The sequence below is a fragment of the Kitasatospora sp. NPDC034023 genome, assembly GCF_055575795.1.
In genome coordinates, this window is sequence record NZ_JBVIRY010000014.1 from 159571 (window position 1) to 172257 (window position 12687).

General features: G+C 74.3%; 13 protein-coding genes and 1 riboswitch. Of the genes, 2 read left to right on the forward strand and 11 right to left on the reverse strand.

The genetic code is table 11. The features are described from left to right. Positions 1-30: 30 nt before the first annotated feature. The 10 genes from ACZ52R_RS20300 to ACZ52R_RS20345 all read right to left on the reverse strand — a co-directional run bounded on the left by ACZ52R_RS20300 (position 31) and on the right by ACZ52R_RS20345 (position 9760). Positions 31-1164, reverse strand: coding sequence for a cytochrome P450 family protein (locus ACZ52R_RS20300; RefSeq protein WP_465753842.1), 1134 nt, complete (start codon positions 1162-1164; stop codon positions 31-33). Continuing rightward, the gene (locus tag ACZ52R_RS20305; protein WP_465753843.1) at positions 1128-2597 is read right to left on the reverse strand and encodes a cytochrome P450; all 1470 of its coding nucleotides are present in this window, start codon (positions 2595-2597) and stop codon (positions 1128-1130) included. Before ACZ52R_RS20305 ends, ACZ52R_RS20300 begins: the two co-directional genes overlap by 37 nt. Next, entirely contained in the window at positions 2594-3229 is a 636-nt protein-coding gene (locus tag ACZ52R_RS20310; protein ID WP_360505846.1) for a GTP-binding protein, read from the reverse strand. Before ACZ52R_RS20310 ends, ACZ52R_RS20305 begins: the two co-directional genes overlap by 4 nt. Next, positions 3207-3572 (reverse strand): DUF742 domain-containing protein, encoded by a 366-nt coding sequence (locus ACZ52R_RS20315; protein WP_465615824.1) that lies wholly within the window; start codon positions 3570-3572, stop codon positions 3207-3209. The genes ACZ52R_RS20310 and ACZ52R_RS20315 overlap by 23 nt, the downstream gene beginning before the upstream one ends. Further along, positions 3569-3982 carry a roadblock/LC7 domain-containing protein gene (locus tag ACZ52R_RS20320; RefSeq protein WP_360505840.1) on the reverse strand — a complete coding sequence of 138 codons (414 nt, stop codon included), beginning with the start codon at positions 3980-3982 and terminating at the stop codon, positions 3569-3571. Before ACZ52R_RS20320 ends, ACZ52R_RS20315 begins: the two co-directional genes overlap by 4 nt. Further along, positions 3966-5231 (reverse strand): ATP-binding protein, encoded by a 1266-nt coding sequence (locus tag ACZ52R_RS20325; protein WP_465615878.1) that lies wholly within the window; start codon positions 5229-5231, stop codon positions 3966-3968. The genes ACZ52R_RS20320 and ACZ52R_RS20325 overlap by 17 nt, the downstream gene beginning before the upstream one ends. 233 nt (positions 5232-5464) lie before the next feature. Further along, the gene (locus ACZ52R_RS20330) at positions 5465-7747 is read right to left on the reverse strand and encodes a SpoIIE family protein phosphatase (protein ID WP_465753844.1); all 2283 of its coding nucleotides are present in this window, start codon (positions 7745-7747) and stop codon (positions 5465-5467) included. Positions 7748-7841: 94 nt separating this feature from the next. After that, positions 7842-8408: a TetR/AcrR family transcriptional regulator gene (locus ACZ52R_RS20335; RefSeq protein ID WP_465615829.1), complete on the reverse strand. Its 567-nt coding sequence runs from the start codon at positions 8406-8408 to the stop codon at positions 7842-7844. Positions 8409-8485: 77 nt separating this feature from the next. After that, complete coding sequence (locus tag ACZ52R_RS20340) at positions 8486-9313, reverse strand: alpha/beta fold hydrolase (RefSeq protein ID WP_465615831.1); 828 nt, start codon at positions 9311-9313, stop codon at positions 8486-8488. A 156-nt stretch (positions 9314-9469) separates the two neighbouring features. Further along, complete coding sequence (locus ACZ52R_RS20345) at positions 9470-9760, reverse strand: YiaA/YiaB family inner membrane protein (protein ID WP_360505828.1); 291 nt, start codon at positions 9758-9760, stop codon at positions 9470-9472. A 196-nt stretch (positions 9761-9956) separates the two neighbouring features. Continuing rightward, positions 9957-10115: riboswitch (cyclic di-AMP (ydaO/yuaA leader) on the forward strand. A 12-nt stretch (positions 10116-10127) separates the two neighbouring features. Between ACZ52R_RS20345 and ACZ52R_RS20350 the strand changes: the two genes are divergently transcribed. Further along, the gene (locus ACZ52R_RS20350; RefSeq protein WP_465615833.1) at positions 10128-10961 is read left to right on the forward strand and encodes a M23 family metallopeptidase; all 834 of its coding nucleotides are present in this window, start codon (positions 10128-10130) and stop codon (positions 10959-10961) included. 63 nt (positions 10962-11024) lie between these two features. Here the strand turns inward: ACZ52R_RS20350 and ACZ52R_RS20355 are convergent, their stop codons facing one another. Then, on the reverse strand, positions 11025-11900 hold the full coding sequence (locus ACZ52R_RS20355; protein ID WP_465615835.1) for a hypothetical protein: 876 nt from the start codon (positions 11898-11900) through the stop codon (positions 11025-11027). A gap of 42 nt (positions 11901-11942) precedes the next feature. On the opposite strand from ACZ52R_RS20355, the gene ACZ52R_RS20360 reads away from it, so the two are divergent. Continuing rightward, positions 11943-12515: a GNAT family N-acetyltransferase gene (locus tag ACZ52R_RS20360; RefSeq protein ID WP_465615837.1), complete on the forward strand. Its 573-nt coding sequence runs from the start codon at positions 11943-11945 to the stop codon at positions 12513-12515. Positions 12516-12687 lie beyond the last annotated feature (172 nt).

Here is a 12687-nt window from a genome sequence, read left to right on the forward strand (position 1 = left end):
GCCCTGCCGAACGACCCGGCCGCCCTCAGGTCACCGGGCGGCGCCGACCGTCACCCACAGGGTGCGCACGCTGTTGCTGACGAACGACGCGATCGGCTCGTTCGTCCGGCCCTCCGCCAGGGCCAGCCCGGGGAAGCGCGTGAACAGGTGCCGCAGCGCCGTCTCGGCCTCCAGCCGGGCCAGCCCGGAGCCGAGGCAGAAGTGCGGGCCGTGGCCGAGCGACAGGTGCCGGGCGGGCCGGCGGGTGAGGTCGAAGCGGTCGGCGTCGGGGTGGTGCCCGGCGTCGCGCCCGGCCGCCGCGTACGAGGCCAGCAGTGCCTCGCCGCGCCGGATCACCACGTCGCCGACCTCGATGTCCTCGACCGCGTAGCGCAGCGGGAACTGCCCGACCGGCGAGTCGTAGCGCAGCGTCTCCTCGACCACCGCCGACCACGGCTGCGCGCCGTCCAGGACGAGCCGCAGCTGGTCCGGGTGGGCGAGCAGGGCGCGGACGGCGTTGGTGATCAGGTTGAGCGTGGTCTCGTGCCCGGCGACCAGCATCAGCAGCAGGGTGCCGACCAGTTCGGCCTCGCTGAGCCGCTGCTGGTCGAGGCTGTGGCCGGCTTCGCGGGCGGCGATCAGGTCGGTGGTCAGGTCGTCACCGGGCGCGGCCCGCTTGGCCGCCACCACCGAGGCCAGCAGCGCGTTCAGGTCCCGCTGCGCGGCGATGGCCGCGGCCGGGGTGGCCGAGCTGGAGACCAGGGTGTCGGACAGCGCGTGCAGCTCGTCCTGCTGCTCCAGCGCGAGGCCGAGCAGTTCGCCGATCACCTGCATCGGCAGCGGGTAGGCGAAGTGCGTGCGGAGGTCGAACTCGCCCTCCAGCTTCGCGACCTCGTCGAGCAGCGTGATGGCCCTGGCCTCGATGGCGGGCGCCAGGGCGGCTATCCGGCGCGGCGTGAAGGCCTGCGAGACCAGTGCGCGCAGCCGCCGGTGGTCGTCCCCGTCGGCGGTGACCATGCCGGGCACGACGATGAAGTTGGTCAGCGGCCAGCCCTCCGGGAGCTTCCCTTCCCGGAAGGTCGTCCACAGTCCGGCGTTCTTGCCGACGCGGGGGTCGGCCAGCAGCGACTGGAGGGTGTCGTGGTGGGTTATCGCCCAGACCACCACCCCGCCAGGGAGCTCCACCAGGACCGCGGGGCCGGCCGCGCGGAGTCGGGCGTTCTCCCCGTGCTGGTCGCTTCCGAAGGGGTCGAGTCTGATGGGCTCGGGGCGGGTTCCTGCGGAGTCGACGGCGGTGTCCATGCGGGCCTCTCGGGGGCTGGCGGGCGGGGCGGGGTGAAGGCGCTGTACAGCACCGGAAGGGCGGTCAGGGCCCGTGACCACGGGGACGGGCGCCAGGCCAGTTCGCCCGACGGGACAGCGAGTTGGAGGTCCGGCAGGCGGTGCAGCAGGGTCTCGACGGCGGTCTCGGTGATGATCCGGGCCGGGTGCTGGGCCGGGCAGACGTGCCGGCCCGCGCCCCACGCGAGGTGCGCCCGGTTGCCGCCGAGGGAGCCCTGGGCGGCGGCGGAGACGCCCTGGGCGGCCGGGTCGGCGTTGGCCGCGGCCAGGCCGAGGACCAGCATGTCGCCGGCGCTGATGTACTGGCCGCCGAGCACGGTGTCGCCGGTGGCCCAGCGGCCGGGGAAGTTCTGCGTCGGCGGGTCCCGCCAGAGCACCTCTTCCAGGGCGTCGGAGACGGTGAGCCGGCCGCCGGTGAGGGTGGCCCGGAAGCGCCGGTCGGTGAGCAGCAGCCGCAGCGTGTTCCCGGTCCAGTTGATCGAGGTCTCGTTGCCCGCGACCATCAGCACCACCAGGTGGTGCACCGCCTCCTCGTCGGTCAGCCCGGCCGGGTGGGCGAGCAGCCAGGAGGTGAGGTCGGCGCTGGGCGCGGCCCGGCGGCGCCGGACCAGGTCGACCAGGATCGCCTGGAACTCGGCGCCGGCGCGCTGCGATTCGGCACTGCTGTCCACGAAGTGGCTGATCAGTTCGACCAGTCGGGGGCCGGCCTCGGCCGGCAGGCCGATCAGCTGGGTGAAGACCAGCAGTGGCAGCCGCCGGGCGTACTGGGTGATCAGGTCGGCGGTGCCGTCCGGCCCCCAGCTGTCGATCAGGCTGTTGGCGGCGGCCTCGGTGGTCCCGCGCAGCTGGTGGTGGTCGATCTGGGCGAGGGTGTCCGAGACGGCGGAGCGCAGCCGCTGGTGCTCGGCGCCGTCCAGGTTGAGCAGGGTGGGCCGCCAGGAGGTCATCGTCAGCAGCCGGGAGTTCGCGGGCAGCCGGCCCTCGGCGGGCACCCGCCAGCGGCGCGAGTCCTTGGAGAACAGCGCCTCGTTGCGGGTGAGTTCGAGCAGTTCGGCGTAGCCGAGGACGAGCCAGGCCTCGACCCCGGGCTCCAGCTCGATCGGCGCGACCGGGCCGTGGCGTTCGCGCAGCCGGGCGTACAGGCCGTGCGGGTCCTCGGCGACGGCCGGTCCGTACAGCGGGGTCAGCGGCACGCCGACGGGCAGTCCGCTGCCGGGCGGGCGGCCGCCGTGCGCGACGGGGCACCCGGAGGGCATGGGGGGTTCGGGGGCGCTCATCCCTGCAGCTCCAGGATCGAGCTGCGGTGCAGGTGGTCGACGAAGTCGATCAGCAGGTCGTAGGACTGCCGGCGGTCGCGCGCGTCGCAGAACAGGATCGGCACGTCCGGCAGCAGGTCCAGCGCCGTGCGCAGCTCCTCCTCCGGGTAGCTCGGCGTGTCCGGGAAGGTGTTGACCGCCACCGCGAACGGGATGCGCTGCTCCTCCAGCCGGCCGAGGACGTCGAAGCTCTCGTCCGGTCGGCGCAGGTCGACCATGGCGATGGCGCCGAGCGCGCCGCGCGACAGGTCGTCCCAGAGCGGCCAGAACCGCTGCTGTCCGGGCGTGCCGAACAGGTACAGCGCGAGCCGCGGGTTGAGCGTGATCCGGCCGAAGTCCAGCGCGACCGTGGTGGTCGTCTTGGTGTCGTGCCCGGTGAGGTCGTCGACGCCGCTGCTGGCGGCGGTCATGGTCTCCTCGGTGCGCAGTGGGGTGATCTCGCTCAGCGAGCCGACCAGGGTGGTCTTGCCGACCCCGAACGGGCCGGTGACCAGGATCTTGACCGCGCCCTGCACCGAGGACGGCAGGTACTGCGGCCCGTCGGCCGCACCGGCGGCCTCGGGGACGGCTTCAGCGGAGTTGGCGGAGGCCAACGAGCACCTCTTCCAGGAGGGTTGTGGGCAGGCGTTCGGCCTGCGGGACGGGCGGGAGCACCTGCACGGCGCCGAGGTCCCACAGGTCCCCGACCAGCACCTTGACGACGCCGAAGGGCAGCCCCAGGTGGGCCGCCACCTCGGCGATGGACAGCAGGCTGTGGCAGAGTCCGAGGATGCGCCGGTGCTCCCGGTTCAGGAGCGCGTGCTCGGGCAGTTGCGGCGGTTCGGGCCGCCCTAATGGTCCGGGCAGGGCGCTGACCAGGCTCTCCACGGCCAGCTCGGCCCGGGTGGAGCGGCTGCGCCCGCCGGTGATGACGTACGGCCGGACCGGCCCGCTCACCGGTGGCCCCCCGCCGCGTGGTCGACCCGCGGCGGGCTGGTGAGGTGGGTTCCGATCCGCTCGACCAGGACCTGCATCTGGTACGCGACGAGGCCGGCGTCCACCGCCTCGCTGGTCACCACGGCCAGGTGCGCCCCGGCCCCGGCGGCGACGATGAAGAGGTAGCCGCCGCCGTACTCGATGATGATCTGGCGGGTGGCGCTGCCTGGCCCGCCGAAGCCCGTCGCGACGCCGCGGGCCAGCGACTGCAGTCCGGAGCAGGCCGCGGCGAGCCGTTCGGCGTCCTCGCGCGCGATGCCCGTGCTGCGGCCGATCTCCAGGCCGTCGTTGGAGACGACGACGGCGTGCTGGACCTGCGGGACGGCGATGATGTCGGCGAGCAGCCAGCCGAGATCAGGGGTGGTGGTCATGGAACTCTCCGGAGCGCTGGGGAAGTCGGGGGGAAGCAGGACGGGAAGGGTCGGAGGGGGCCTGGGCCCGGGCGGCCGATCGGCCGCTGGCGGTCCCGGCCTGGAACATCGCCATGAACGCCTGCGCGTCCCGGGCGGAGCGGTACGGCGGGGCGGGCGGCGGCGGGGGAGCGGCGTGCTGGGCGGGGCGGTCGGCGCGGTCGCGCCGGTGGCTCCGGCGGGGCAGCGGCGGCGGGGTGTCGCCGAGCTGGGGGGCCCGACCGGGCGGTGGGGTCTCCACCAGGGGGTGACCGACGGGAGAGGCCGGTCGGGGGTCGGGGTCGAACGTCCGGTCGTCCGGCCCGAGGCCGGGGACGGTGGGCGGCAGCGGCTCGGTGAGCAGCGCGTTCGGCAGCAGGACGACCACGCGCACACCGCCGTACGGTGAGGGCGCCGAGCTGAGGGTGACCCGGAAGCCGTACTGCTCGGCGAGCCGGCCGACCGCGGCCAGGCCCAACTGCGGCACCTCGCCCAGTCGGGAGACTTCCAGGGTGCTGCCGCCGGCGAGCGCGGCGGCGGCCTTGGCGACGGCCTGCTCGGGCATGCCGACGCCGCCGTCGTCGATCTCGATGACGGCGCCGTTGTGCACCGGCATCAGCGTGACGAACACCTGGGTGCTGGGCGGGGAGTAGCGGGTGGCGTTGTCCAGCAGTTCGGCGATCGCGTGGATCAGCGCCTCGGCCGCGGCGCCGACCACCGCGGTCTCGATCCGGCTGCGGACCACCACCCGCTGGAACGGCAGGATGCGGGACTGGGCGCCGCGGACGACGTCCTCCAGGGTGACCGGTTCCGGCCAGTGCCGCCCGGCCCGGGCGCCGCACAGCACGGCCAGGGTCTGGGCCAGCCGGGCCTGTTGGGCGGCCGCGTGGTCGGCCTTGAGCAGGCCCTCCAGCAGCGCCGGGTCGTCGTGGGTGCGCTCCATCTCGTCCAGCAGTGCCTGCTGGTCGTGGGCCATCACCAGGATCCGGCGGGCGACGCTGAGGAAGGCCCGCTGGGTGGAGGCGGTGTGCTCCTGCTCCTGCTGCACGGCGGCCAGTTCGGTGTTCCGGCGGCTGTGTTCGAGGAGGAACTCCTTGCCGGCGATGTGCAGCGAGAGCTGGAGGCTGTCGGCACGGCGGCGCTGGGTGACGGACACGGCGCGGTACCGCGCGGCGGCCACGAGGGCGAGGACGGCGAGTACGCCGGTTGCCGTTACGGACCACTGAGTCATCGTCACGCGGCGAATTCTAGGGTGATGATCCTACGAAGGTGTGAACGGATCTCGCCAAGTGACCGGATCTCGTCAAAATCGCGCCAATCCGCCCTCAACCCGGACTCGTTCGCCCTCGATCGCCGCACCTCACGAGACCTCGGGACGGCGCCGCCAGGCCGACCGCGGTGCGGCGGCGTCACGCCGGATGGCCGATTCACGTCCCGTGATGTGTGGGACCTGTGTGCAGGGCGTTACGGAAGGGGCGTCGTCCGATGCAGGAGCAGCAGCGCCACGTCGTCCGGCCGGGACCGCCGCTCGGTCACGTTCAGGGTGAGCAGGTCGGCCAGCCGCTCCAGCGAGGCCGCCGGACCGATCCGCCCCGGCTCGGTCTGCCGGGCCCACAGCTCCAGCCCGCCGAGCATCCGCTGCACCGACTCGTCGTAGTCCTCCTCGCGGTCCTCGACCAGCCCGTCGGTGTACGCCAGCAGCGTCTCGCCGACCGCCAGCCGCTCCACCGCCAGCGGGTACGGCCGCTCCGGGGCCACGCCCAGCGGCGGCCCGCCCGGCAGGTCCAGCTCGACGGCCCGGGCGCCGGCGGTGATCCGCACCGGCGCCGGGTGGCCGGCCCGGGCCGCCGTCAGCTCGCCGTCGGCCGGGTCCAGGGTCAGGTAGAGGCAGGTCGCGAACAGTTCGGTGTCCAGCTCGGCCAGCAGCCGGCTGGTGCGGGTCAGGGTGGCGGCCGGGTCGTGCCCGTCCGTCGCGTACGCCCGCAGGCCGCTGCGCAGCTGGCCCATCACGGCGGTCGCCTCGGCGTTGTGCCCCTGGACGTCGCCGATCACCAGCCCGACCCGGCCGTCCGGCAGCCGCAGCAGGTCGTACCAGTCGCCGCCGATCTGCATGCCCTCGGTGCTCGGCAGGTAGCGGGCGGCGCTGGCGATCCCGGGCAGCCGGGGCAGGGTGCGCGGCAGCATCGCCCGCTGCAGCTCGGTGGCCCGGTGGTGGTGGGTGTCGTACAGCCGGGCCCGCTCCAGGGACTGCGCGAGGATGCCGGCGAAGGCCGAGTACAGGGTGCGGTCCTCGCGGCTGAACACCCGCTCGGCGGCGAAGGTGATCAGGCAGGAGCCGACCTGCTGCCCGGAGGCGACCAGCGGCAGCACCGCCCAGGCCGCCGGGGTGAGCGGGTCGTGCCGGGCGCGGGCGGCGGAGGGCTCGCTGAACAGCGGGGCGGAGCGGGCCGGCGAACGCTGCATCACGGCCTCGGACAGGTCCGCCAGCCGGGTGAGCTCGGTGCGCCGCGGGCCCCCGTACACGGTGTGCGAGACGGGCAGCAGCCGGCCCTCGTCCACCAGGTCGAGGACGATGCCGGCGGCGCCGAGGGCCGGCCGGGCGATGTCGGTGACCGCCGCGGTGACGTCCCGGACGGTCACCGCCCGCGACAGCGCCCGGGTGAGCGCCAGCAGCAGCGCCGTCCGGGCGGTGGCGGGCGAGCTCCCCTCGTCGGTCGGCGGCCGCTCCCGGTGACCGACGTCCGCGAGCAGCCCGGCGATCCGCACCGGCCGCCCGTGCACGTCCAGCATCACCTCGCCGGACTCCTCCACCCGCGCCACCTTGCCGCCCTGGCGCTGCACCCGGTAGCCGATCCGGTAGTGCCCGCCGGCGGCCAGCGCCTCGGCCAGCGCGGCCTGCACGTCCGGCAGGTCCTCGGGGTGGACCAGGCGGTCCAGCTCGGGGGCGGCGCCGTCCGGGGAGACCGGCCGCCCGGCCACCCGGAACGCCGCGGCGTCCCAGTAGCTCTCCCCGGTGACCAGATCGCGCTCGAACGCGCCGTGCCCGGCGGCCCGGACGGCGAGCGACAACAGCGGATGGGCCGGCCCGGCGGGGCGGCCGTCCGCCCCCTCCGGCACCGGGCCGTCGGATAACCGGACGCCCTGCGGTGAGCGGGCGCCGAGCGGCCAACGGGCGCCCTGCGGGAGCCGGGCGTCCGCGGCGTGGTCGAGCAGGTGGTCGATCCGGTGCGCGCAGGCCTCCGCGATCGTCTCCAGGACGTCCAGGTCACGGCGCGGGACGGTGCCCCGGTGGGCCAGCGCGAGCGCCAGGACACCGACCGGCCGCTCGTCCACCACCATCGGCAGGGTGATCACGGTGACCATCCCGGTGCCCATGCCGGCGTTCCGGTTCGGGTAGTCGATGCCGGTGTGCTCCGGGCTGAGCAGGTAGGGGCGGCGCAGCCGCAGGGCCATCGCCGCGGGTAGCTCACCGGCCGGATCGACCACGCCGTAGCGCTCGTGCGCCCGCTCCGGCAGCCCGTGCGAGACGGTCAGCCGGAGCATCCCGGCGGCATCCAGCAGGTAGAGCGCGGAACCCTCGCCGGTGATCCAACTCGGGCCCTCGGCCAGGACGGTGCCGAGCAGTTCGGCGGCGCTGGTGCAGCCGAGCAGCAGGCGCACACAGCGCATCGCACTGCGCGTGGTCGAACCGCTGAGCGGGGTCCGGCGCTGGTCGGGAGTCCGGCTGTCGTCCTCGGAGGGGGGCACTGATTCTTAATACCCCATTTCCCCGGACGGTGGAGGGTGACCGAGCCGCCGCACCGGCCCCCGCCCACCACGGCCTGCGCACCTGGTCGGGCCGCTACGCCGGCCAGGTGCGCAGGCCGGTGGTGAGGGCGGTGATGAGGCGGTCCTGGGTGGTGGTGAGGTCCTCGGCGAGTTGGAAGGCGCCGGCGGTGGTGAGGGAGGCGAAGCCGTGGGCGAGGGAGCGGACGGTGCGGGCGGCGTGGATCGCCTCGGAGCCGTCGAGGCCGTACTCCCGCAGGACGGCGATGATCACGCCGACGAGCCGGGCGGCCGCCCGGGCCAGGTCGTCGTCGGGCTGCGGGGCCTGGGGGAGGGCGTTGTAGCGGTGGGGGCGTTCGGTGGCGTACGCGTGGTAGGCGCGCAGGACGGTGGCGACGGCGTCGTCCCCGCTGCGGCCGACGGCGGCGTCCGCGAGGCGGTCGGCCAACTCCTCGGTGACCCGGACGGCGATCAGCTGCCGCAGTTCGGCGAGGCCGCCGCTGACGTGCTTGTACAGCGAGGGGGTGGCGACCCCGGCCCGGGCGGCGACGGCGGCCAGGGTGAGGGCGTCGGCGCCCTGTTCGTCGATGAGGGCGAGGGCGTGGTCGACGACCTGGTCGGGGGTCAGTCCTACGCGGGGCATGGTTTCGGCTTCTCCGTACGGAAGTCGGGCGACGGGTCGGGCCGGACGGCCGCTCGGTCGGGCGGCCGGGCCGGCGGTCAGGCGAGTTCGGCGAGGAAGGGCAGCAGGGCGTCCGTGGTGGCCTGCGGGTTGTCGGCCATCGGATAGTGCCCGGACCCCTCGATCATCGCCTTCCGCGCGCCCAGTGCCGCGACCTGCCGGTCGGCGACGAGTTCCGGCTTCGGGAAGTCGGGGTCCTTGCTGCCCATGACCACCAGCGCCGGGCACCGCACGGCGGCCGTCCAGCCGGCCGGCGACGAGTCCCCGGTGACGTATCCGCGGGTGGCGGTCTTGCGGCCCGGGGTGCGCAGGGCGGCGACCAGTCCGTCCACGTAGCCGTCGAAGTCGGCGGGCTTGGCGCCGGGGAAGGCCATCCGGCGCAGGTAGAAGCCCCAGAAGGCGGGCCAGTGGACGAGGGCCGCGCTCATCAGGCGGAGGGCGCCGCGCATCAGGGCGCCGGGCTGCGGGTTCTCGACGAAGGCGTCGATCAGGACGATCCCGGCGATCCGCTCCGGGGCGTCCCCGGCGGCCTTGACGACCGTCGCGCCGGTGTAGGAGTTCCCGGCGAGGACGGCGCGTTCGATGCCGAGGTGGTCGAGCAGGGCGAGGACGTCGCCGGCGATGGCGGCGGGGCCGTAGTCGTCCCAGGCGATGGAGGATTCGCCGAAGCCGCGCAGGTCCATGGTGACGACGCGGTGGCCGGCGGCGACGAGCAGCGGGCGCAGGTGCCGGTACGCGGCCCGGCTGTCGAGCATTCCGGGGAGCAGGACGACGGGGGTGCCGTCGCCCTGTCGGGTGTCGTCGAAGGCGATCCGCCCGCCGGGGACGGTCAGGTACTGGGTGTCCGGGCTGATGGGGGCGTTCATGGTGGGCCTCCTCGGTCCTTCGCTGCGACATCGGCGCTGCTGCCGATAGCCATAAAGCTAAGGCTAATAGCCTTAGCCGTCAAGCCCTCGGCCGAAGAGAGTCTCGAAGGAACTGTCGAAGAGGGCGTCGACGGGAGAGGGGAAGGCTGGCTCGCCTCAGATCCCCTCGGGCTTGAACGGGTCGTGCTCGCTGAGCAGCTTCTCCAGTCGGGCCTGGTCGACCCGGCTGACGATCTCGTTCGACTCGTGCCGGTCCCGGATCACCTTCGCCAGGGTGAAGGAGGAGGTGACCGTGTAGAGGAGGCCGATCCCGAGGAATGCCCGAGTCCACCCGCCGACCGGCAGGTAGGCGATCCCGACGGCGAGGGCGGTGCCCGACAGGGCGAAGGAGAGGATGGCCTGGATGTAGTACGCGGCCGTCGTGCGGTTCTGCATCGGTGCGCTCATGGCGCCAGGATGCGGCCGCCCGGCCGGGCCGCACATGAGTAGGAGTACTCAGATGGGGTGCTCGCATGAGGGGTCGTTCGTTGACGTCCGATCACTCGCTCCACTGCCGTCCCGGACGGATGGCTTGGAATCAGAGCGTCCTAGGATTAACGTTTGATAACGCAGCGCGGTCGTCAACGCCGTTCCCAGACGGCACCGTGCGCCGTCGCCTAATCCCGCCGACCGGCCTCCGGGCAGGTCAGGGAGCCGGGGAACCATGTTCCTTGGGGTGAATCGGCGGGGCCCCGGCCCGGCCGTAGGAGACCTTCCTGCTCCGAACCCGTCAGCTAACCCGGTAGGCGCGAAGGAAGGAAAGGAGCGCGCCTCCGTGGCGTCGACGCACACCCCGGCACACCCGGCCGGCCCCGCAGCCGGTACCCAGCTCCTCGACCACCCCGGCGTGGACGGGCCCGAGGCCCTCGGCCCGGAGGCCGAGGCCAACCGGCACCGGATGCCGCGTCAGACCCGCGGCGCCTCCCCGCTGCTCGGCGTCACCGCCGTCGCCGCCACCCTCGGTGCCACCGGCTTCGCCTCGGCCACCCCGGCCGTCGCGCCCGCCATCGAGGCCCCCGACGAGACCCCGGTCGCGCTCGCCGCCGACCCCGGCCTCGCGCTCGCCGCCCGCATCCAGCAGCAGGCCGACAGCCAGCGCACCGCCGCCGAGGAGGGTGCCCGCGTGCAGGCCGCGCAGGAGGCCGAGGCCAAGGCCGCCGCCAAGGAGGCGGAGGCCAAGGCCGCCGCGACGGAGGCGGAGGCCAAGCGCGCCGCCGCCCTCACCCTCCCGGTGAAGGACTACCGGCTCTCCGCCCACTACGGCCAGAGCGCCCGCTACTGGGCCAACCTGCACACCGGCCTGGACTTCGCCGCCGACACCGGCACCCCGGTGTACGCGCTCGGCCAGGGCACCATCACCTCGGCCGGCTGGTCCGGCTCGTACGGCTACCGGATCGTCGAGACCCTGCCCGACGGCACCGAGATCTGGTACTGCCACCTCTCCTCGATCATCAAGGGCTCCGGCGGCGTCGCCTCCGGCCAGCAGATCGGCAAGGTCGGCGCGACCGGCAACGTCACCGGCCCGCACCTGCACCTGGAGGTGCGCCCCGGCGGCGGCGCCCCGGTCGACCCGGAGCCCTGGCTCCAGCAGCACGGCCTCAACCCGTAACGGACACCCGAAAGCCCCCGGTCGCACGCTCGGTTCGAGCGGCCGGGGGCTTTTCGCGGCGTCTCACTCCTCCGCGGGCAACTGCGCCACGTACGCGTCGATCTCCTCCTGGCCGGGCTCCGGCGCCAGCTCGGGGAACTCCGCCACCAGCAGCCGCGGCAGCCCCGGCACCGTCCACTCCCCGAACAGGTCGAGCGCCGCGTCGACCGCCGCCTCCTCGAACTGCCCGAAGTCACCGGCCAGCTCGTCCGGCATCGGCCGCCCGAGCGCGGTCAGCTCGGCCAGGTTGCGGTAGCTGCGCCGCATCAGGCCCTGCTCCAGCAGCCGCCGCGCGCCGTCCGTGGCCATGCCGACCGACAGCACCCGGCCCGGTCCCCAGCCCCGCTCGTCCGGCTCGTCCAGCCAGCCGGCCGGCACCAGCGACTCGTACGCGGCCAGCCGCTCCTCCTCCGGGAGCTCGCCGAAGCCGGTCAGCCAGTCCCGCACCGCCGCCTCGTCCGCGACGTCCACCCCGTACGCGTGCAGCAGCAGCGCGTACAGCCGGGGCCAGGTCACCAGGTCGGCGCGGCGCAGCAGCCCGGCCGCGACCTCGCCCTGCCACTCGGCCTCCGCGTGCAGCCGCTCCTGGCGCTTGGCGTTGAGCCGCCGGACCGCCCGCTGGTGGTCGATCAGCAACCGGACCGCGTCGCCGTACGCGAGCGGGTCCTCCTCGGGGGTGGGTTGGACGTACAGGTGGAGCCGCTCGTACAGCAGGTGCTCCACCGCGTCGGAGGTCAGTTCGGGCCAGCCGTCGTGCATCCTGCCCTCGCCCAGCTCCAGCAGCGCCAGCACCGCGCGCAGCGGCGCCTCGGCCACCGGCGTGCGGCCCTGCTCGGCCGCCCAGGCGAGCAGGTCGGCGGCCCTGGTGCGCGGGGCGAGTCGCAGGTCTTCGTCGTTCATAGTCCGAACGGTAGCCTCCGGGGGCCGGTAGGGTCGGCCGCCATGGTCCCCGTACGACTCACCGGCCCCCGGCTGGCCATCCGCGAGTACCACCACACCGACGGCGACGTGGACGCGCTGCACGCCCTGTTCGGCGACCCGGAGGTCACCCGCCACCTGCCGTTCGAGCCGTACGACCGCGAGACCTGCGCCGACCAGATCGAGCTCTACCTGGAGGAGGCGATGGCCGACGAGCGGGACACCTACCGGCTCGCCGTCACCAGGCTCGCCGACGCCGAGGACCCGCAGGACGCGACCCCGATCGGACACGCCGCACTCACCCTCGGGAAGCACCGCGCCGCCGACCTAGGCTGCGTCCTCGGCCGCGATTTCCGGGGCCGAGGCCACGCGGGCGAGATCACCGGCCTGCTCTGCGACTTCGCCTTCCACACCCTGGACCTGCACCGGCTGACGGCCTCGGCCGACGTGGGCAACACGGCCTCCGCCAAGGTGCTCACCCGACTCGGGTTCCGGCTGGAGGGGCGGGCCCGGCACGACCGGCTCGAGAACGGCGTCCGCTCCGACTCGCACCTCTTCGCGCTGCTCGTCGACGAGTGGCCGGGCCCGACCGGCTGAACCCCCACGGCGCACCCGTGTGGCCAGGGAGACCGGCGGGCCGGCGGACCGGGGGCCGGGGGCCGGGGGCCGGGGGGTTAACCCCACCCCCGATCCGCCAGGCCTCCGGATGCCGCCGCGACCTGCGGTTCGGCCAGACTGGACGACGTCAGCGAGCACGAACGACCGTCAG

What these genes read in the sequence shown, in the direction of transcription:
- ACZ52R_RS20305 (WP_465753843.1), bottom strand. Translation starts at nt 2,597, where the DNA reads ATGAGCGCCCCCGAACCCCCCATGCCCTCCGGGTGCCCCGTCGCGCAC.
- ACZ52R_RS20320 (WP_360505840.1), bottom strand. Translation starts at nt 3,982, where the DNA reads ATGACCACCACCCCTGATCTCGGCTGGCTGCTCGCCGACATCATCGCC.
- ACZ52R_RS20325 (WP_465615878.1), bottom strand. Translation starts at nt 5,231, where the DNA reads ATGACTCAGTGGTCCGTAACGGCAACCGGCGTACTCGCCGTCCTCGCC.
- ACZ52R_RS20335 (WP_465615829.1), bottom strand. Translation starts at nt 8,408, where the DNA reads ATGCCCCGCGTAGGACTGACCCCCGACCAGGTCGTCGACCACGCCCTC.
- ACZ52R_RS20340 (WP_465615831.1), bottom strand. Translation starts at nt 9,313, where the DNA reads ATGAACGCCCCCATCAGCCCGGACACCCAGTACCTGACCGTCCCCGGC.
- ACZ52R_RS20345 (WP_360505828.1), bottom strand. Translation starts at nt 9,760, where the DNA reads ATGAGCGCACCGATGCAGAACCGCACGACGGCCGCGTACTACATCCAG.
- ACZ52R_RS20355 (WP_465615835.1), bottom strand. Translation starts at nt 11,900, where the DNA reads ATGAACGACGAAGACCTGCGACTCGCCCCGCGCACCAGGGCCGCCGAC.
- ACZ52R_RS20360 (WP_465615837.1), top strand. Translation starts at nt 11,943, where the DNA reads ATGGTCCCCGTACGACTCACCGGCCCCCGGCTGGCCATCCGCGAGTAC.